The following is an 18,836-nucleotide window of genomic DNA, read 5'->3' on the forward strand; positions in this document are numbered from 1 at the left end:
ATGAATGCTCTTGCCCGCCGCGTTGCAGGCCTGCTGTTCAGCACAGTTTGTCTGCCCCTTTCAGCCCTGGCTGCCGATCCACAACCCACCCATGAATTCACCCTCGACAACGGCCTGAAGGTCGTGGTGCGCGAAGATCATCGTGCGCCGGTGGTGGTTTCCCAGGTCTGGTACAAAGTCGGCTCCAGTTATGAAACACCGGGCCAGACCGGTTTGTCCCACGCCTTGGAACACATGATGTTCAAGGGCAGCGAAAAAGTCGGCCCCGGCGAGGCATCGCTGATCCTGCGGGACCTGGGTGCCGAGGAAAACGCCTTCACCAGCGATGACTTCACGGCTTATTACCAGGTGCTGGCCCGGGATCGCCTGGGCGTGGCCTTCGAGCTGGAAGCCGACCGCATGGCCAGCCTGCGCCTGCCGCCTGAAGAGTTCAGCCGCGAGATCGAAGTCATCAAGGAAGAGCGCCGCATGCGCACCGACGACAAGCCGATGTCCAAGGCCTTCGAGCGCTTCAAGGCCATGGCTTATCCGGCCAGCGGCTACCACACGCCCACCATCGGCTGGATGGCCGACCTGGACCGCATGACCGTCCAGGAACTGCGCCACTGGTACGAATCCTGGTACGCGCCGAACAATGCCACCCTGGTGGTGGTCGGCGACGTGACGCCGGACGAGGTCAAGGCCCTGGCCCAGCGTTATTTCGGCCCGATTGCCCGGCGTGCCGTGCCGACGGCGAAAATCCCCCTGGAACTGGCCGAACCCGGCGAGCGCCAGATCACCCTGCATGTGCAGACCCAACTGCCCAGCCTGATGCTGGCCTTCAACGTGCCGAGCATCGCCACCGCGACCGATAAGCGCTCGGTCAACGCCCTGCGGCTGATCTCGGCCCTGCTGGATGGCGGCTACAGCGGCCGGATTCCGACCCAGCTGGAGCGCGGCGAAGAGCTGGTGTCCGGCGGCTCGTCGAGCTACGACGCCTACACCCGTGGCGACACGCTGTTCACCTTGTCAGCGGCACCCAACACCCAGAAGAACAAGACCATGGCCCAGGCCGAAGCCGGCCTGTGGCGCTTGCTGGAGCAATTGAAAACCACCGCCCCGACTGCCGAGGAACTGGAGCGCGTCCGTGCCCAGGTGATCGCCGGCCTGGTCTACGAGCGCGACTCGATCACCAGCCAGGCCACCGCCATCGGTCAGTTGGAGACCGTCGGGTTGTCCTGGAGGCTGATGGACACCGAGCTCGCCGAATTGCAAAGCGTGACCCCGCAAGATATCCAGAAGGCAGCCCAGCTGTATTTCACCCGCTCGCGCCTGAGCGTTGCGCACGTCCTGCCCGAGGAGAAAGCTCATGAGTGAGCGCAAATCATCACGCCTGCTGCTGATCGGCCTGGTGTTCATCGCCCTGGTCGCAGCCCTGGCCTTCTACCTGTCCCCTGCCACTGACGTCACTGCCAGCCAGGCCCTGGATAACGCCAAGTCCGGCAACAAGCTGCAATCGCTGGCGGAACTGGATGGCAAGGCGCCCGGCCACCGCCAACTCGACGTGCAAACCTGGAAAACCGCCGACGGCGCCAAGGTGCTGTTCGTCGAAGCGCGTGAACTGCCGATGTTCGACCTGCGCCTGACTTTCGCCGCCGGCAGCAGCCAGGACGGCAACGTCCCCGGCCTGGCCCAGCTGACCAACGCCATGCTCAACGAAGGTGTGGCCGGCAAGGATGTCAGCGCCATCGCCGAAGGGTTCGAAAGCCTTGGCGCGGACTTCGGCAACGGTGCCTACCGGGACATGGCCGTGGCCTCCCTGCGCAGCCTCAGTGCGGTGGACAAGCGTGAGCCGGCCCTGAAATTGTTCGCCGAAGTGGTCGGCAAACCGACCTTCCCCGCCGACTCCTTCGCCCGCATCAAGAACCAGATGCTCGCCGGCTTCGAGTACCAGAAACAGAACCCCGGCAAACTGGCGGGCCTGGAACTGATGAAGCGCCTGTACGGTGAGCATCCTTACGCCCATTCCAGCGATGGCACCGCGCAAAGCATTCCGCCGATTACCCTGGCCCAGGCCCGGGCTTTTCATGCCAAGGCCTACACCGCCGGCAACGCGGTGATTGCGATGGTGGGAGACCTGTCCCGCGCCGAAGCCGAGGCGATTGCCAACCAGGTGTCCGCGGCGCTACCCAAAGGTCCGGCCCTGGCAAAAACACCCTCGCCCGTGGAACCGAAGGCGAGCGTCAGCCACATCGAATTCCCGTCCAAGCAGACCAACCTGATGCTCGCGCAACTGGGCATCGACCGGGATGACCCGGACTTTGCGGCCGTTTCCCTGGGCAACCAGATCCTCGGCGGTGGCGGTTTCGGCACGCGCTTGATGACCGAAGTGCGGGAAAAACGCGGCCTGACCTATGGCGTGTATTCCGGCTTCACGCCGATGCAGGCCCGCGGCCCGTTCATGATCAACCTGCAGACCCGCGCCGAAATGAGCGAAGGCACACTCAAGCTGGTGCAGGATGTGTTCGCCGAGTACCTGCAGAACGGTCCGACCCAGAAGGAACTCGATGACGCCAAGCGTGAGCTGGCCGGCAGCTTCCCCCTGTCCACCGCGAGCAACGCCGACATTGTCGGCCAACTCGGGGCCATGGGCTTCTACGACCTGCCGCTGAGCTACCTGGAAGACTTCATGCGTCAGTCCCAGGCGTTGACCGTAGATCAGGTCAAGGCCGCGCTGAACAAGCACCTGAGCACCGACAAGATGGTCATCGTCACCGCCGGTCCGACCGTGCCGCAAAAGCCGTTGCCGGCCCCCACTGACAAACCTGCCGAGCAACCGCTCGGGGTTCCGGAGCACTAATGGCCCGTCCATCGAATTCCAGCAAGAAACCCGCTCACAACGGCATCAACCAGCTGCGCATCATCGGCGGCGAATGGCGCAGCCGGCGCCTGAGCTTCCCCGACGCCCCGGGCTTGCGCCCGACACCGGACCGGGTGCGTGAGACCCTGTTCAACTGGCTCGCCCCCTACGTGGCCGGCGCCCGGGTGCTCGACCCGTTTGCTGGCAGCGGCGCGCTGTTTCTCGAAGCCCTGTCCCGTGGCGCCGCCATGGGCCAGGCACTGGACGCCAGCAGCCTGGCGGTTTCCAGCCTGAAAGAACACCTGGGCAGCCTGCGTTGCACGGTCGGCCAGGTGCAGACCGCCGACGCCTTGCGCTATCTGGACAGCCAACCTGCCAGCCCTTTCGACCTGGTGTTCCTCGACCCGCCGTTCAACCAGAACCTGTTGCCGACGGTCTGCGCGCTGCTCGAGGAACGCCAGTGGCTGGCCGAGGATGCCTGGGTCTACACTGAAAGCGAAACCGCTCCGTCGATCCTCGGCTTGCCGGGCAATTGGCGCTTGCATCGCGAGCAGAAATCCGGACGGGTGTACTACGCATTGTGGCAACGAATGGCAGAAGCCGTCGGCTGACGGCTGGCCGCTGCATCGAGAACAATAATAATGGCCGCTGCATCTGAACGCTTCATCCCCGCCAGGGGCCTTGGCAACCCCCACCTGCAAACCCTGTGGGGCCCGTTATGGCGCAAGACCACGCACATCGTTCGCCAACGCGAACGCTTGTGGCTGGACGACGGCGATTTCCTCGACCTCGACTGGCATGGCCCACACAGCGCCAAGGCGCCACTGGTGCTGGTGCTTCACGGGCTGACAGGTTCCTCCAATTCACCTTACGTGGCTGGTTTGCAACAAGCCCTCGGGCTTCAGGGTTGGGCCAGCGTCGCGCTGAACTGGCGCGGCTGCTCAGGCGAACCGAACCTGCTACCGCGCAGCTACCACTCCGGCGTCAGCGAAGACCTGGCCGCCGCCATCACTCACCTGCGGACGCGACGCCCCTTGGCGCCATTGTTTGCAGTGGGTTATTCGTTAGGCGGCAATGTACTGCTCAAGCACCTGGGAGAAACCGGCAGCGCCAGCCAACTGCTCGGCGCCGTAGCCGTTTCGGTGCCGTTTCGTCTCGACCAGTGCGCCGACCGCATCGGACAAGGGTTTTCCAGGTTCTATCAAGCGCATTTCATGCGGGAACTGGTGGCGTACGTGCGCAACAAGCAACGCCGGTTCAAGCACGACGGACGCCACGAAGGCCTGGCCACCCTGGCGGCGCTGGGCCCACTCGAAAACATGCGCACCTTCTGGGACTTCGACGGCCGCGTGACCGCACCGCTGCATGGCTTTTCCGACGCTTCGGACTATTACCGCCGTGCGTCCAGCCGCTATTACATGAGCGAAATCAACACGCCGACCCTGGTCATCCAGGCCGCCGACGACCCCTTCGTGTTCCCCCACAGCCTGCCCGAACCCCACGAGCTGTCCGCCTGCACCCAACTTGAACTGCATGCCCAGGGTGGGCACGTGGGATTCGTCGAAGGCACCTTGCGCTCGCCCGGATACTACCTGGAGCGACGTATCCCCCAGTGGCTGGCAAGCCTGGGTCACGGATGAGCAGCCGCCAACACCACTCCCCTGTGGGAGCGAGCCTGCTCGCGATAGCGGACTGTCTGTCACTTCAATGTTGCTGACCCGCCGCTATCGCGAGCAGGCTCGCTCCCACAGGGACTATTGCCGGCAGGAAGAAACAGGCCGACTGTAAGGCCCCGCCCCGCCCCGCCCCGCTTTGCTTTGCTTTTGCTTTTGCTTTTGCTTTTGCTTTTGCTTTTGATCTTCAGGCCCCGTCAACCACGCTGGCCGAACGCAGGCATTGCGTAGTGGGCAACCCGGCAGGGATGCCGGGTTAGCCGCGCTGGGCCATGGATGGCCCTTCGCGGCGGGCCCACGGAGCAATGCCGGAGTGAGGGCACACCTCGCCTAGGCGAGGTGCCGAGTGGTGGGGCCCAGCCTTTTTGGTTACTTTTGGGGCGTTTGCCAAAAGTGACCCGCCGTAAGGGCGGAACCCTAAGCCGCCGTTACCGCAGCAACGGATATGTACCCGGCCATCGAGAGCAAGCTCGACCCCCCATTACTCGCCCTTCGCCACCCCCCGCCCCGGATCATTAATCCACTCACTCCACGACCCGGCATACAACCTCCCCAACGGATACCCCGCCAGGCACAAGGCAAACAGGTTATGACACGCAGTCACCCCGGACCCGCAATAGGCCACCAACTCAGTCGGCGAACGCTCCCCCAATTTCTCGGCAAAACGCTGCCTGAGCCGATCAGCCGGCAGAAAACCCCCATCAGCGCCAAGATTGTCGGTAAATGCCGCACATTGCGCCCCCGGGATGTGCCCGGCCACCGGGTCGATCGGCTCGACTTCGCCCTTGAAACGCGGCAACGCACGAGCATCCAGAAGCGTCATTTCCGCTTGGCCGAGACGCTGTTGCAGCGCCTGAGCGTCGAGCAACAGGGCATCATCCGGCGAACCGCTGAACGTCCCACGGTTGCCCGCCGGCGGATCGAGGCTCAAGGGCAAACCATTGGCATGCCAGGCCTTGAGCCCGCCGTCGAGCAGATACACACCCTCGCGCTTGCCCAGCCAGGCCAGCAACCACCAGGCCCGGGCCGCATAGGCACCGGGACCATCGTCGTACAGCACGACGTCGCTGTCGTTGCTGACACCCCAAGCCCGCAAACGCTCTATCAACGCTCCAGGATCCGGCAGCGGATGGCGTCCGGTCACCCCTTTGATCACCGGGCCACTCAGGTCGCGCTCAAGGTCGGCGAACGACGCACCGGCAATATGCCCCTCGGCGTAGCTGCGCTGGCCATAATCCGGGTCATCGAGGGCAAAACGGCAATCGAGGATCACCAGCCCGGGCTGTGCCTTCCTCTGTTCGAGGGCTTGAGGGCTGATGAGTTGCGCGATGGGCATGGCGAGCTCCTGTAGCGAAATGGCCTGTGGATTCAGATCCGATTCCTATTGCCCCTCCTCCAGCGTCTGAGGCAGAGGGACGTAATATTCTTTGAACAGTGCATCCACCGCTTCGCGAGCCTGATCGGTGACGAAACCGGCCTCCAGCACCAACACCTGGTATACCCCGCGCTTGATGGCCTGTTCACTCAAATGATTGGAGTTTTCCCGAGTGGTGCAAAGAAACCGCACCCAGGACGTCAGGATGATCCAGGCATTAAGGGTCAGGGACTCGATCTGCACCCGGTCCATCTTCAGGATGCCGGCTGCGACGAAGCCCTCATAGATGGCAGTCCCGTGGATCAGGCAACGCTGGGAAAACCGGCGATAGCGGGCCGCAAGATCCGGATCGCTGTCGAGCAGGTGCTCCAGGTCCCGGTGCAGGAAGCGATAGCTCCACATCGCCGACAACAGCTCCTTGAGATAGAAGCGCTTGTCCTCCACCGTGGCCGCCCGGCCCTGGGGCGGGCGCAGGAAGCTGTCCACCAGGTTTTCGTACTCACTGAACAGCACGGCGATGATCGCCTGCTTGTTAGGGAAGTGGTAGTAGAGATTGCCCGGGGACATGTCCATGTGGGCAGCAATGTGGTTGGTGCTGACACTGCGCTCGCCCTGCTGGTTGAACAGCTCGAGGCTGTTTTGCACGATGCGCTCGCTGGTTTTCATTCGTATGGCCATGGCTTGGGCTTTAATTCGACGAAAGCATTGGGGCATCTTACGACCTATCGCCCGGAGGACAAACCCAAAGCCGTCAAGGAAGTCATTTGACTTTCTAGAGCATAAGCTCTAGAAAACACCCACACTAATAAGAACTGGTGCCTGACGATGCCTGCCGACATTGCTTATCTGCGCGATTCCCAACAGCTAGTGAATGAGCTGCAGTCACTGTTCGAGGCACAACGCCAGGCCTATGCCGTTCATCCAATGCCGCCGGTAGAGCAGCGCCGGCAATGGCTCAAGTCTCTCAGGGAGATACTGAGTAATGAACGACAAGCCCTGATCGACGCCATCAGCGAAGACTTCAGCCACCGCAGCGCCGACGAAACGCTGTTGGCCGAGCTGATGCCGAGCCTGCACGGCATCCATTACGCCAGCCGACACCTCAAAGGCTGGATGAAACCCTCCCGGCGCAAGGTGGGCATGGCCTTCCAGCCGGCGTCGGCCAAGGTGATTTACCAGCCGCTGGGCGTGGTCGGGGTCATCGTGCCGTGGAACTACCCTCTGTTCCTGGCCATCGGGCCGTTGGTCGGGGCCTTGTCGGCGGGCAATCGGGTGATGCTCAAGCTCAGCGAAGCCACACCCGCCACCGGACTGTTGCTCAAGCAATTGCTGGCGCGGGTCTTCCCCCAGGATCTGGTATGCGTGGTGCTCGGTGAGGCAGATGTCGGCGTAGCCTTTTCCAGGCTGCCGTTCGACCACCTGTTGTTTACCGGTGCCACCAGCATTGGCAGGCATGTCATGCGGGCCGCCGCCGAGAACCTGACCCCCGTCACCCTGGAACTGGGTGGAAAGTCGCCCGCCATCGTGTCCACCGACGTGCCGCTGAATGATGCCGCCGAGCGCATTGCCTTCGGCAAGATGCTGAATGCCGGGCAAACCTGCGTCGCGCCTGATTACGTGTTGGTGCCGCAAAGCCGCATCGGCGAATTCGTCGATGCCTATCGCGAAGCGGTTCGCAGGCTTTATCCGACCCTGGCTGACAACCCGGACTACACTGCGATCATCAACGAACGACACCTGGCACGGCTTAACGGCTACATCAGCGACGCTACCAGCAAGGGCGGATTGCTGATCGAGTTGTTCGACCAGGGCCAGGGACGCCGCATGCCCCACAGCCTGCTACTTAACGTCAGCGACGACATGACTGTCATGCAGGACGAGATCTTCGGCCCGCTGCTGCCCATCGTGCCCTATGATGACCTGGACCAGGCGTTTGCCTACATCAATCAACGGCCTCGTCCGTTGGCGCTCTACTATTTCGGCTACAACAAGGCCGAACAGAATCGCGTACTCCACGAAACCCACTCCGGCGGCGTCTGCCTGAACGACACCCTGCTGCACGTCGCCCAGGACGATTTGCCATTCGGTGGCATCGGTCCCTCGGGGATGGGGCATTACCACGGGCACGAAGGCTTCCTGACCTTCAGCAAAGCCAAGGGTGTGCTGAGCAAACAACGCTTCAATGCCGCCAGACTGATTTATCCGCCCTACGGCAAGCCGCTCCAGAAGTTGATTCAGAAGCTGTTTGTCCGTTAACCGGGTGCCTGATCGGGTAATAACAATAATGAACCCTAGCCTGACCGATACACCCGCGCTGTCACGGCGTGGCCTGCTGAAATTCAGCCTCGGCGCCAGCGTCTTCCTGAGCACAGTGGGGCTGGGGGCCAGCCTGAGCGGTTGCTCGCCAGGCCAATCGGCCAAGGGCCTTGCTGCCCTGCGCGAGAACGACCTGCCGTTTTTACGCGCCGTCATCCCCGTGATGCTGGAGGGCGCCGTGACGGTCGAACAACTTCCAGTCGCCGCTGACGCCACCCTTGAAAGCCTGGATACCGGCCTGGCCCACCTGTCCCCACCCATGCTCAAGCTCACCCGCCAACTGTTCGACGTACTCACGCTGGGCATTACCCGCGGGCCGCTGACCGGCGTCTGGGGCTCGTGGGAAACCGCCAGCGCCGATGACATCCGCCAGTTTCTCGATCGCTGGGAACACAGCTCGCTGAGCCTGCTACGCCAAGGCCACAGCTCATTGCTGCAAATGGTGATGATGGCGTGGTACAGCCGGACCGAGGCCTGGGCACATTGCGGGTACCCAGGGCCACCCACGGTTTGAGACCCAACCGAAATCCCTGTGGGAGCGAGCCTGCTCGCGATGCGGTAGATCGTCAACATTGTTGTTGACTGACACAACGCTTTCGCGAGCAGGCTCGCTCCCACAAGAGGCCTAACGCCCATCCATAACCACAAGAGAGCCCGAACATGCCCGTACCCGACCCCTTCCGCGAGGGCCTCGCCCGCGGCTGGACCACCTACAACGGCGCTCGACTGGCCCAGGACCTGACCCTGGAAGCAGACGTGGCGATCATCGGCAGCGGCGCGGGTGGCGGTACCACGGCGGAAATCCTCAGCGCGGCCGGCTACAACGTCTTGCTGATCGAGGAAGGCCCGCTCAAGACCAGCAGCGACTTCAAGCTGCTCGAGGACCAGGCCTACACCAGCCTGTACCAGGAAGGCCTGGGGCGCATGAGCAAGGATGGCGCCATCACCATCCTCCAGGGCCGGACCGTAGGTGGCACAACCTTGATCAACTGGACCTCAAGCTTCCGCACACCGGACCAGACCCTGAATCACTGGGCGACCGAACACAACGTCAAGGGGCACAGCCCGGCCGAGATGGCGCCCTGGTTCGAGCGGATGGAACAACGCCTGGGCGTGGCACCGTGGCTGATTCCGCCGAATGCCAACAACGACGTCATCCGCAAAGGCTGTGAACGGTTGGGCTATAGCTGGCACGTCATCCCACGCAATGTGCGCGGCTGCTGGAACCTGGGCTATTGCGGCATGGGCTGCCCGACCAACGCCAAGCAGTCGATGCTGGTCACCACCATTCCGAGCCTGCTCGACAAGGGCGGCGCATTGCTTTACCTGGCGCGGGCCGAGCGCCTGACTCTCAAGAACGATGCGGTCGTCGACCTGCAATGCCTGGCCATGGATGAGCGCTGTGTGGCACCCACCGGACGGCGCATCACCGTCAAGGCGCGCCACTACGTACTGGCCGGCGGCGGCATCAATAGTCCGGCACTGTTACTGCGCTCCGATGCCCCAGACCCTCATGAGCGCCTGGGCAAACGGACATTCCTGCATCTGGTGAACATGTCAGCCGGGCAGTTCGAAGAGGTCATCAACCCGTTCTACGGCGCACCACAATCGATCTATTCGGATCACTTCCAATGGCAGGACGGCGCTACCGGCAGAATGTCCTACAAACTCGAAGTGCCACCCTTGCACCCGGCCCTCGCCGCCACGCTACTGGGCGGTTTCGGCCCACAGAACGCTGATCGCATGGCGCAACTGCCCCATACCCATGCCATGCTGGCCTTGCTGCGCGACGGCTTTCATCCGGACAGCCCCGGCGGCAGCGTCGAGTTGCGCAGCGATGGCACGCCGGTGCTCGACTACCGCGTTTCACCCTACGCCTGGGACGGCTTGCGCCGCGCCTTCCACAGCATGGCCGAGATCCAGTTCGCCGGCGGCGCCAAGGCGGTCATGCCACTGCATGGTGATGCCCGCTACGTGAATACACTGGCCGAAGCCCGAAGCCTGATCGACGGGCTGGACCTGGCCTTGTATCGCACACGCTTGGGCAGCGCCCATGTGATGGGCGGTTGCGCGATGGGCGAAACGCCGCAAACTGCCGTCGCCGACAGCCTCGGCCGCCATCATCAACTCAGTAACCTTTCGATCCACGACGGCTCGCTGTTCCCCACCAGCATCGGCGCCAACCCGCAATTGTCGGTGTATGGGTTGACGGCAAAACTGGCGACATCCCTGGCCGAACGTCTGGGAAATCCATGAATATCCAGATCATTCGCAGCGTCTATAGTGCTTTCTTATCCCACAGCCGACTTGGCCGACCGAGAAGGCTGCGATACCATCCGACTCCCCAACGGACTCCCGCCAGGACGACGCGATGAACCGAGTGTTGTACCCAGGTACCTTCGACCCTATTACCAAGGGCCATGGCGATCTGGTCGAACGCGCCGCGCGCCTGTTCGATCATGTGATCATTGCCGTTGCCGCCAGCCCGAAGAAAAACCCACTGTTCCCGCTGGAACAACGGGTGGAGCTGGCCCGTGAAGTCACCAAGCACCTGCCCAACGTAGAAGTGGTCGGTTTCTCGACGCTGTTGGCGCACTTTGCCAAGGAACAGAACGCCAATGTGTTCCTGCGCGGCCTGCGGGCGGTTTCGGACTTCGAATACGAGTTCCAGCTGGCCAATATGAACCGCCAGTTGGCCCCGGACGTCGAAAGTCTTTTCCTGACGCCGTCGGAGCGCTATTCGTTCATCTCATCGACCCTGGTACGCGAAATCGCTGCCCTGGGCGGCGACATCACCAAGTTCGTCCACCCGGCCGTGGCCGATGCGCTGACCCTGCGCTTCAAGAAGTAGTCCGGCTGGCTGCGATCCACTTCGCGTCAACGCGAGCGCAGTCCATCGCACCCACGTGCACTGCGCTCGCCAATGCGGCACAATTGCGCATATTCGTTTTCAGATGCCCGGGCCCAACGCCCCGGCAGGAGCCTGCATGTCCCTGATCATCACCGACGACTGCATCAATTGCGACGTCTGCGAACCCGAATGCCCGAACGAGGCCATTTCACAAGGCGAAGAGATCTACGTCATCGATCCGAACCTGTGCACCCAGTGCGTCGGCCATTACGACGAGCCCCAGTGCCAGCAGGTCTGCCCGGTGGATTGCATTCCGCTGGACGAGGCCCATCCGGAAACCGAAGAACAGTTGATGGCGAAATATCGCAGGATCACTGGGAAGGGTTGAGCCAGAAGTTTGTGTAGCGTCTGCACCGGCCTCATCGCGAGCAGGCTCGCTCCCACAGGACACCTGCTGTGTCGATCTGGATCTCTTGTGGGAGCGAGCCTGCTCGCGATGAGGCCATCAGCACCACCGCACGATTCACTCCTGCTGCTCAAACCCCTCCCCAACGCACCCCAGGCACCGCACAAAGGTGGCCTTCGCCGGATCCACCACCAGCGCCTTCCCCGCATCGCCGACCCCGCCACCCAACGCGGTGAAGGGCAACGACACCACGAACGCCCCCGCACCGATCACGGTGGCGGCGAGCAGTAGCGGCCGGGCGATCAACAAGTCGCCGATCATGGCGAAAGCGGGCGGATTCTGGATGGTGTAGCGCGGATCGCCACTGCCGCTGTTCGCCAGGACGGGCAAACCCAGGGTCAGCAGCAGCGTCAGAACAACAGGTCGAAGCAGTCTCATGGGGGATCGATCCTTCGGCTGATCAGTATGACTACTGACTATAGACCGTCGGACGAATCAGCTTTGACAACGCGGACACCAGACACTTGCACGCTGGCCCAGGCGAATTTCCCGCAAGCCCGTGCCACAGACCTTGCACAGCTCCCCGCCCCGGCCGTACACGAACAGTTCCTGCTGGAAATACCCTGGCTGGCCATCGCCGCCAATGAAATCCCGCAACGTGGTACCACCACGCTCGATGGCATGGGTAAGGATGCGTTTGATCTCGACGGCCAGTTTCAAATACCGGGCCCGGGAAATGCCTCCAGCGGCCCGACGCGGGTCGATATCAGCGGCGAACAGTGCTTCGGTCGCATAGATATTGCCCACGCCCACGACCACCGCGTTGTCCATGATGAACGGCTTGACCGCCATGGAGCGCCCACGGGAGAGCTGGAACAGACGCTCACCGTCAAATAGATCGGTCAATGGCTCCGGTCCGAGGCGGACCAGCAATTCATGGTTGAGCGGGTCGAGGCTCCAGAGCATCGCGCCAAAGCGTCGCGGGTCGGTGTAGCGCAACGCCAGGCCGGACTCCAGCTCGATGTCCACATGCTCGTGCCTGGCGGCAGGCATGCCCACTTCCACCAGCCGCAGATTGCCGGACATACCCAGGTGACTGATCAAGGTGCCGGCCTCGGCATTGATCAGCAGGTATTTGGCCCGCCGCTCCACCTGCACGATGCGCTGGCCCGAAAGCCGCACGTCGAGGTCTTCCGGAATCGGCCAGCGCAGGCGGCGGTCGCGCACGATCACACGGCTGACCCGCTGCCCTTCAAGGTGTGGCGCGATTCCGCGGCGGGTGGTTTCGACTTCCGGCAGTTCTGGCATGGGGCTCTCGAGTCAGGCGAGCTGGGCACTCAACGAGTGGCGAGGTCGCGGATTTCCTGTTTCTGGGTCTGGAAGTCGTATTCCGACAAGCCGATGTAATCGAGCACCAGGGGGCCGACACAATCCCATTCATGGTCTTCGGCCTGATTGCCCAGCACCCGGTGGGACGCACAGATGTTCTCGGACATCTTCAGGATCGCCAGCAGGTTCTTCAGCGAGCTGTTGTTGCGTGAAGAATCGTCGCTGAAAACCGCCAGGGCATTGTGGTGATTGGCGATGGCCTGGCTGACATGATCCGGCAAACGCCAGGATTTGGAGGTGTAGTAACCGACTACGGCGTGGTTGGTATTGAACACGCGGTTCTCCGTATCCACCACCCGGCATTCGGCGCTCGCGCTGGCGTAAGCCTCCTCGAGCACGGCCATGTAGTTGGGAAACTGCTTGAGCATCAGCGGCACGCCGCAATCGTGGAACAACCCCAGGGCATAGGCCTCATCGCCATTCTCCAGGCCGACCCGCTTGGCCAGGGTCAGACAGGTCATTGCCACGTCCTGGGCCGTATCCCAGAAGCGGTTCAGGGTGACGATGGCATCGTCGTGCAACTCACCCTTGATCGACTGCGCGTTGATCAGGTTGATGATCGAACGGCTGCCCAACAGGTTCACTGCGCGCTGGATCGAGGTGATCTTGTTGCGCAAGCCGTAATATGGCGAGTTGACGATCTTCAGCAAGGCCCCGGAAAGCCCCGGGTCCTGGGAGATCAGCTTGGCGATGGTCTCCAGGTCCGGATCGGGCATGTACTGTTCCATCTGCAGATCCACCATGATCTGCGGCTGGGGCGGCACGCTGATGCCTTGCAGGGACTGTTGGATCTGTTCGGTGGAAAGCTCTTTGGACATGGGCACACACTCTGGGACAGGCAAGGATTCTAACCCTGAAAAACGGATCCGACACACCGCCTGGGTAGATCGGCGAAACTTTCATGAGACTCACGCCTGAGTCGGCAACGACTCCAGTGAGCTTGAGCTGTTTTTCGTACCGGCGATCCGGTTGCCACATATCGACCTCCAGGCCCGCCAATCCCCCCAACACGGTATACTCCCGCTCTTTTTTTCGGAGCGACGTCATGTCCCTGCCCAGCCTGCGCCTCAAAGCCAACGCCGACCGTCGCCTGCGCGCCGGCCACCTGTGGGTCTACAGTAACGAAATCGACGTGGCCGCCACCCCGCTGCATGGTTTCAAGGCCGGTGACCAGGCGATCCTCGAAGCTGCCGGCGGCAAGCCGCTGGGCATCGTCGCGATGAGCCCCAACAACCTGATCTGCGCCCGCCTGCTGTCCCGTGACGCGAAGCTGCCGCTGGACAAATCCCTGCTGGTGCATCGCCTCAACGTCGCGTTGTCCTTGCGCGAACGGCTGTTCGACAAGCCGTTCTATCGCCTGGTCTATGGCGACTCCGACCTGTTGCCGGGCCTGGTGGTCGACCGCTTCGGCGACATCCTGGTGGTGCAGATCGCTTCCGCCACCATGGAAACCCACAAGGATGACGTGATCGCCGCCCTGACCCAGGTGCTCAAGCCCAGCGGCATTCTGTTCAAGAACGACTCCGCCGCCCGCGATGCCGAAGGCCTGCAGCGCTACGTCGAAACCGTGTTCGGCCTGGTGCCGGAATGGGTTGCTCTGGAAGAGAACGGGGTGAAGTTCGAAGCACCGGTCATGGAAGGCCAGAAGACCGGCTGGTTCTACGACCACCGCATGAACCGCGCACGCCTGGCGCCCTATGCCAAGGGCAAGCGGGTACTGGACCTGTTCAGCTACATCGGCGGCTGGGGCGTGCAAGCCGCGGCGTTCGGTGCCAGCGAAGTCTTCTGCGTCGACGCCTCGGGCTTCGCCCTCGACGGTGTCGAACGCAACGCGGCGCTGAATGGCTTTGCCGAAAAACTGACCTGCATTGAAGGCGATGTATTCGAGGCCCTGAAGGAACTCAAGGCCAGCGAAGAGCGTTTCGACGTGATCGTCGCCGACCCGCCAGCCTTCATCAAGCGCAAGAAAGACCTCAAGAATGGCGAAGGTGCCTATCGCCGCCTCAATGAACAAGCCATGCGCCTGCTCACCAAGGACGGCATCCTGGTCAGTGCTTCGTGCTCGATGCACTTGCCGGAAGACGACCTGCAGAACATCCTGCTGACCAGCGCCCGTCACCTGGACCGCAACATTCAATTGCTTGAACGCGGTGGTCAGGGCCCGGACCACCCGGTTCACCCGGCCATCCCCGAGACCCGCTACATCAAGAGCATCACCTGCCGGTTGCTGCCCAACAGCTAAGCCTCGCGGCGGTATGCAGCCACACCCAAATCGCAGCTTCGGCTGCGATTTTTTTTGCGTCCGAAAAGTTACCTTGCATTGAAGTTAATGCCGGCGCCTGCAATTTTTTGTAAGACCCCTCCCACATTATTACTGGAGCTTTCCTACTCAATCTCCTCTTGCCAAGCACTCATTAAAAACTATGATTGAACAGTCACTTCACAAGTGACAAATATTTAAAAACACAACACTTATTCAACGCAAAGGAGCTGCATCATGAAAGCAATCAATCTGGAAGCTGACAAAATCGCAAACCTGGCAGGCCTGATTGTTCCAAAGAGCCGCTAAGCCAGTAAACGCTTGAAGTAAACGATGGGCTGAGGAGTGCCGGCACCTCAGCTCCATCCGAACGCTTTTCCCCAGCGGAATCCTTCTGCATGCATATAAATCCGTGCCTTTTCATTCTTGCGCGCACGCCGCATCAAGTTGTATGGAACTACGAGCGTCATACCCAGTTCGAACTCGACCCGCATTATTCGATACGACTGGCGCAACTAATAGCCAACCCACTGCAATTCGACATCAACCACGCTATCGATGCCGACTTCCTGAAAGCGGACATACTCATCGAAGAACCGAGAGTCCCCATTGAATGGCACTGGGATGAGTTATCCAAGATATTCCACATCGGCACAAAGAATATTCCTTGTGCACAAGTTCCCAGGGATGTGAACGAATGGGCGACCGAATATCTGCAACATTGCAATGAAGTGCTGTCTTCACCAGCACCTCCCGCCCGGACAAGAACGTATCATGCCGACCGGATCGTCCTGGCTCCCTGTACGCTGATCGACATGCCGGACGTTTCGCTGTCCCAGGCCCTGGTGGGTCGAAGCACTTCCCGCTCATTCAGCGAACAAGCCATCTCGATCGAACAGATCGGCACGCTCCTGTACCTGACCCTGGGTTACCTGAACGAACGCCGGGGCACCCAGGAGGCCACCTGCCCCGATGCATTGGGGGGCAGACGCAGCAGCCCTTCGGGGGGTGGCCTGAATGCGTGTGAGGGTTACCTGTATGTACGCAACGTGACGGGCCTGGCGCCCGGCATCTACGCCTATCATCCGGACACACATGCCCTGGGCCTGATCCGGTCCCTGCCTGCCGAACCTCTGGGCAACCTGTTGTGCGGTCAGCACTTCATCAATCCGCTGCCGTTCGGGCTGTTCCTCACCTCGCGCTTCGACAAGCTCTGGTGGAAATACCCGCACTCTCGGGCCTACCGGATGGCTTTCGTCGAAACCGGTCACGTGTCCCAGACCTTCCTGATGGTTGCAACGGCGCTGGGCCTCGACACCTGGTTGACCGGTGCATTGGCCGATCGTGAAGTCGAACACCTGCTCGGCCTTGAGGGCGTTTGCGAACAACCGTTGTTTTTTGTCGGCTGCGGTCACGGCGACGGGCAGGTGCACTGCAGGGAGCTGATGGCGTTGGTCGAAGGACCGGAGATGCCTTCATGACCGGGCCAGCCTACAGCCGGACGCCTCACTACACATTGGGTGACTGGGAACACAAGGCCACCGTGCGCGTCGGCAAGGGCGACTATCGGTTGCCGGAGAACCTGGAGCAACAGCTCCGCAGTCGAGACTGGTTTCCGCCAGCCTTCATCCCCTATATCGAACATCCGTTGATCCACGAAGCGGGCCGCTCCATTGCCCAGCGTCTTGCGGCCAACCACCTGGTGCATTTTCTCGACTACACCACGCTGCTCGAACACCGGGTCGTCAATCGCGCCGTGGAAACCATCGTCCATGGCGAACTGGCCTTGCCAATCCCCCAGCCGATGAAAACCGCGGCCCTGCAGCTCTATACAGACGAGGGCTACCACGCACTTTTTTCCAATGACGTGGCCGAACAGGTCGCGGCCCTCTACGACATCAGCGACCGGCCTCCCTCCCGGCGCATCCAGCGCCTGCAGGGCCTGATCGATACTGTCGCTCCCGGGGATCGGCCTCTGGGGTGGTTCCTGCTGGGGTTCGTCTCCGAGACGATCATCGCCAGGGAGTTGCTGGCCATTACCCGCGACACTTTAGTGTGCACCGTATACCGGATGCTCAGGAGCCATCTCGAGGACGAAGCACGCCACAGTCGCTACTTCAGCGAAGTGTTCCAGTACCTGTGGAGCGCGCTGGATCCCACACAACGTAACCTTGCGGCGAGCATGCTGCTGCGGATCATCGGCCTCTACTTCGAACCGGACATGTCCTGGCTGATGCGCAGCCTGGCCAGCGTCGGTTTCAACGAGCGGTCGGCCCTCCAGATCACTGGCGACCTCCTGCAGCCAGGCGCCCATGGCCGACGAGTACGCTCGGGTGCCGTATCGACCTTCGCGGCCATGCGCAAGGCAGGGTTCTTCGACCACGAACACCACCGGAGGCTTTTCGCCCAGGCGGGGTTTATCGATGAATGAACCCAAAAACCTTCCGGGCCGCAAACCTGCCACCGTCGGCCTATTGCTGACGATGACCCTACTCGGCGTGTTCCCGATCGACGTTGTGCTGCCCTCGTTCCCGGCACTGTCCGAACATTTCGGACGTTCCTCGTCCGACATCGCCCTGTCGGTCAGCCTGTTCGCGATAGGTATCGCCCTTTCGCAGCTGCTGGTCGGTCCGCTCTCCGACACCATGGGACGAAAGAACCTGCTGTTGATCGGGATCACCGTTTCAGCCGTCGGGGCCACGGGCTGCGTACTTACCGACAACTACGGAGCATTCCTGTTCTTCCGCGTCGTCCAGGCGCTGGGGTGCGGTTGTTTCGTGCTGTCCCAGGCATTGATCCAGGATCTGTTCACCGGTCTGGAGCAGCAGCGCCTGCGCATCTTCCTGGTCACCTGCGGTGGCATTTTCATTTCCGTTTCGCCCCTGGCCGGTACCGGACTGCAGCACTGGATGGGGTGGCGCGGCAGCTTCCTGGTGTTCATTGCCCTGGCAATCGGTGTATTCGCAAGCGCCCGGGTTTTATTGAGCAACGCCACGGCGGGCAGCAACCCCAGGCGCCTGGACTTCATCGGCGCCTATCGCACGGTATGCAGCGACTTCAGCTTCATGGCCTACTGGCTAACCTCGGCGCTGGCCTTTTCCTGCCACTTTTCGTTCATCGTCATTTCGCCGCTGGTGTTCATCGACCAGCTACAGCTCTCGCCCGAGGCTTTTTCCCTGGCACTACTGGGTTACGGACTGGCCTACATCGGCGGCGGCGCACTGGCGACGGTGCTGAGCAACCGGATCGACTCACAGACTCAGATCGTCACCGGCCTGAGCCTGATCCTGCTGGCGGGCGTCCTGATGTTCGGGCTATCCAGCTATTTCGGATTGTCGGTCTCCACCGTCTTGCTGCCCATGATCGTCTGCACCGCCGGAACCACCATCGCCCGGGCGGCGGCCCATACACGGGCCATGAACCTGTTCCCTGAGCAAGCCGGTACGTCAGCTTCGGCCGGCAGCGTGCTGATCTTCATTGTCGGCGGGCTGACCAGTGCCGCGATCAGCCTCACCCCGCTTGATCTGCAAACCACGCTGGCGGCGTGCCTGGTGCTGCTCAGTCTCCTGGGATTGGCGCTCAATGGCCTGATCCGACACCGTCGCCAGGGGCTTTTGACCGGTTGAGCGCCGCCGGTCGTCATCCCGAGCGCGACATTGGCATCCGAACAGCACTTTGCGTCATTTCATCCTGGCGCCAGCGGTGTAGAATCGCGACATTCATCGCC

General features: G+C 61.8%; 18 protein-coding genes. 13 read left to right on the plus strand and 5 right to left on the minus strand.

Going from position 1 to position 18,836, the window contains the following annotated elements; all coding sequences use genetic code 11:
* The 4 genes from N005_RS18055 to N005_RS18070 are packed head-to-tail and all read left to right on the plus strand — an operon-like array spanning nt 1 to nt 4,479.
* The gene (locus N005_RS18055) at nt 1-1,356 is read left to right on the plus strand and encodes a M16 family metallopeptidase (protein WP_047702459.1); all 1,356 of its coding nucleotides are present in this window, start codon (nt 1-3) and stop codon (nt 1,354-1,356) included.
* Nucleotides 1,349-2,839: a M16 family metallopeptidase gene (locus N005_RS18060; RefSeq protein ID WP_047702460.1), complete on the plus strand. Its 1,491-nt coding sequence runs from the start codon at nt 1,349-1,351 to the stop codon at nt 2,837-2,839. Before N005_RS18055 ends, N005_RS18060 begins: the two co-directional genes overlap by 8 nt.
* Complete coding sequence (rsmD, locus tag N005_RS18065) at nt 2,839-3,450, plus strand: 16S rRNA (guanine(966)-N(2))-methyltransferase RsmD (RefSeq protein WP_047702461.1); 612 nt, start codon at nt 2,839-2,841, stop codon at nt 3,448-3,450. The genes N005_RS18060 and rsmD overlap by 1 nt, the downstream gene beginning before the upstream one ends.
* 30 nt (nt 3,451-3,480) lie before the next feature.
* Nucleotides 3,481-4,479: a hydrolase gene (locus tag N005_RS18070; protein ID WP_047702462.1), complete on the plus strand. Its 999-nt coding sequence runs from the start codon at nt 3,481-3,483 to the stop codon at nt 4,477-4,479.
* A 514-nt stretch (nt 4,480-4,993) separates the two neighbouring features.
* Here N005_RS18070 and N005_RS18080 read toward each other — a convergent pair.
* Nucleotides 4,994-5,848 (minus strand): sulfurtransferase, encoded by an 855-nt coding sequence (locus tag N005_RS18080; RefSeq protein WP_047702464.1) that lies wholly within the window; start codon nt 5,846-5,848, stop codon nt 4,994-4,996.
* A gap of 45 nt (nt 5,849-5,893) precedes the next feature.
* Nucleotides 5,894-6,565: a TetR/AcrR family transcriptional regulator gene (locus tag N005_RS18085; protein ID WP_047702465.1), complete on the minus strand. Its 672-nt coding sequence runs from the start codon at nt 6,563-6,565 to the stop codon at nt 5,894-5,896.
* A gap of 147 nt (nt 6,566-6,712) precedes the next feature.
* Between N005_RS18085 and N005_RS18090 the strand changes: the two genes are divergently transcribed.
* The 5 genes from N005_RS18090 (at nt 6,713) to N005_RS18110 (ending at nt 11,442) form a co-directional block, all read left to right on the plus strand.
* The gene (locus N005_RS18090) at nt 6,713-8,143 is read left to right on the plus strand and encodes a coniferyl aldehyde dehydrogenase (RefSeq protein WP_047702466.1); all 1,431 of its coding nucleotides are present in this window, start codon (nt 6,713-6,715) and stop codon (nt 8,141-8,143) included.
* A 28-nt stretch (nt 8,144-8,171) separates the two neighbouring features.
* Nucleotides 8,172-8,717: a hypothetical protein gene (locus tag N005_RS18095; protein ID WP_047702467.1), complete on the plus strand. Its 546-nt coding sequence runs from the start codon at nt 8,172-8,174 to the stop codon at nt 8,715-8,717.
* A 146-nt stretch (nt 8,718-8,863) separates the two neighbouring features.
* On the plus strand, nt 8,864-10,459 hold the full coding sequence (locus N005_RS18100; RefSeq protein WP_047702468.1) for a GMC family oxidoreductase: 1,596 nt from the start codon (nt 8,864-8,866) through the stop codon (nt 10,457-10,459).
* Nucleotides 10,460-10,574: 115 nt separating this feature from the next.
* A complete protein-coding gene (coaD, locus tag N005_RS18105) occupies nt 10,575-11,054 on the plus strand; it encodes a pantetheine-phosphate adenylyltransferase (protein ID WP_040071510.1) in 480 nt (159 codons plus the stop codon).
* 136 nt (nt 11,055-11,190) lie between these two features.
* Nucleotides 11,191-11,442, plus strand: a complete 252-nt coding sequence (locus N005_RS18110) for a YfhL family 4Fe-4S dicluster ferredoxin (RefSeq protein WP_003249063.1) — start codon at nt 11,191-11,193, stop codon at nt 11,440-11,442.
* A gap of 135 nt (nt 11,443-11,577) precedes the next feature.
* Here N005_RS18110 and N005_RS18115 read toward each other — a convergent pair whose 3' ends face one another.
* From N005_RS18115 to N005_RS18125, 3 genes are read right to left on the minus strand one after another with little or no spacing between them, the layout of a single operon-like run.
* A complete protein-coding gene (locus N005_RS18115; protein ID WP_047702469.1) occupies nt 11,578-11,898 on the minus strand; it encodes a hypothetical protein in 321 nt (106 codons plus the stop codon).
* 57 nt (nt 11,899-11,955) lie between these two features.
* Nucleotides 11,956-12,768, minus strand: coding sequence for a bifunctional DNA-formamidopyrimidine glycosylase/DNA-(apurinic or apyrimidinic site) lyase (gene mutM, locus N005_RS18120; protein WP_047702470.1), 813 nt, complete (start codon nt 12,766-12,768; stop codon nt 11,956-11,958).
* Between the two features lie 29 nt (nt 12,769-12,797).
* Complete coding sequence (locus N005_RS18125; protein ID WP_162843626.1) at nt 12,798-13,613, minus strand: HDOD domain-containing protein; 816 nt, start codon at nt 13,611-13,613, stop codon at nt 12,798-12,800.
* Nucleotides 13,614-13,894: 281 nt separating this feature from the next.
* Here N005_RS18125 and N005_RS18130 point away from each other — a divergent pair, with 281 nt between their 5' ends.
* From N005_RS18130 to N005_RS18145, 4 genes are all read left to right on the plus strand, one after another.
* Entirely contained in the window at nt 13,895-15,091 is a 1,197-nt protein-coding gene (locus N005_RS18130) for a class I SAM-dependent rRNA methyltransferase (protein ID WP_047702472.1), read from the plus strand.
* A 416-nt stretch (nt 15,092-15,507) separates the two neighbouring features.
* The gene (locus N005_RS18135) at nt 15,508-16,590 is read left to right on the plus strand and encodes a SagB family peptide dehydrogenase (protein WP_047702473.1); all 1,083 of its coding nucleotides are present in this window, start codon (nt 15,508-15,510) and stop codon (nt 16,588-16,590) included.
* On the plus strand, nt 16,587-17,540 hold the full coding sequence (locus tag N005_RS18140; RefSeq protein ID WP_047702474.1) for a diiron oxygenase: 954 nt from the start codon (nt 16,587-16,589) through the stop codon (nt 17,538-17,540). The genes N005_RS18135 and N005_RS18140 overlap by 4 nt, the downstream gene beginning before the upstream one ends.
* Nucleotides 17,533-18,735: an MFS transporter gene (locus N005_RS18145; RefSeq protein WP_047702475.1), complete on the plus strand. Its 1,203-nt coding sequence runs from the start codon at nt 17,533-17,535 to the stop codon at nt 18,733-18,735. The genes N005_RS18140 and N005_RS18145 overlap by 8 nt, the downstream gene beginning before the upstream one ends.
* Nucleotides 18,736-18,836 lie beyond the last annotated feature (101 nt).

The organism is Pseudomonas mediterranea CFBP 5447, from assembly GCF_000774145.1.
GTDB lineage: Bacteria > Pseudomonadota > Gammaproteobacteria > Pseudomonadales > Pseudomonadaceae > Aquipseudomonas > Aquipseudomonas mediterranea.

Bases quoted from the DNA above. Each gene is read 5' to 3' on its own strand.
- N005_RS18055 (WP_047702459.1), top strand. From the start codon at position 1: ATGAATGCTCTTGCCCGCCGCGTTGCAGGCCTGCTGTTCAGCACAGTT.
- N005_RS18060 (WP_047702460.1), top strand. From the start codon at position 1,349: ATGAGTGAGCGCAAATCATCACGCCTGCTGCTGATCGGCCTGGTGTTC.
- rsmD (WP_047702461.1), top strand. From the start codon at position 2,839: ATGGCCCGTCCATCGAATTCCAGCAAGAAACCCGCTCACAACGGCATC.
- N005_RS18070 (WP_047702462.1), top strand. From the start codon at position 3,481: ATGGCCGCTGCATCTGAACGCTTCATCCCCGCCAGGGGCCTTGGCAAC.
- N005_RS18080 (WP_047702464.1), bottom strand. From the start codon at position 5,848: ATGCCCATCGCGCAACTCATCAGCCCTCAAGCCCTCGAACAGAGGAAG.
- N005_RS18085 (WP_047702465.1), bottom strand. From the start codon at position 6,565: ATGGCCATACGAATGAAAACCAGCGAGCGCATCGTGCAAAACAGCCTC.
- N005_RS18090 (WP_047702466.1), top strand. From the start codon at position 6,713: ATGCCTGCCGACATTGCTTATCTGCGCGATTCCCAACAGCTAGTGAAT.
- N005_RS18095 (WP_047702467.1), top strand. From the start codon at position 8,172: ATGAACCCTAGCCTGACCGATACACCCGCGCTGTCACGGCGTGGCCTG.
- N005_RS18100 (WP_047702468.1), top strand. From the start codon at position 8,864: ATGCCCGTACCCGACCCCTTCCGCGAGGGCCTCGCCCGCGGCTGGACC.
- coaD (WP_040071510.1), top strand. From the start codon at position 10,575: ATGAACCGAGTGTTGTACCCAGGTACCTTCGACCCTATTACCAAGGGC.
- N005_RS18110 (WP_003249063.1), top strand. From the start codon at position 11,191: ATGTCCCTGATCATCACCGACGACTGCATCAATTGCGACGTCTGCGAA.
- N005_RS18115 (WP_047702469.1), bottom strand. From the start codon at position 11,898: ATGAGACTGCTTCGACCTGTTGTTCTGACGCTGCTGCTGACCCTGGGT.
- mutM (WP_047702470.1), bottom strand. From the start codon at position 12,768: ATGCCAGAACTGCCGGAAGTCGAAACCACCCGCCGCGGAATCGCGCCA.
- N005_RS18130 (WP_047702472.1), top strand. From the start codon at position 13,895: ATGTCCCTGCCCAGCCTGCGCCTCAAAGCCAACGCCGACCGTCGCCTG.
- N005_RS18135 (WP_047702473.1), top strand. From the start codon at position 15,508: ATGCATATAAATCCGTGCCTTTTCATTCTTGCGCGCACGCCGCATCAA.
- N005_RS18140 (WP_047702474.1), top strand. From the start codon at position 16,587: ATGACCGGGCCAGCCTACAGCCGGACGCCTCACTACACATTGGGTGAC.
- N005_RS18145 (WP_047702475.1), top strand. From the start codon at position 17,533: ATGAATGAACCCAAAAACCTTCCGGGCCGCAAACCTGCCACCGTCGGC.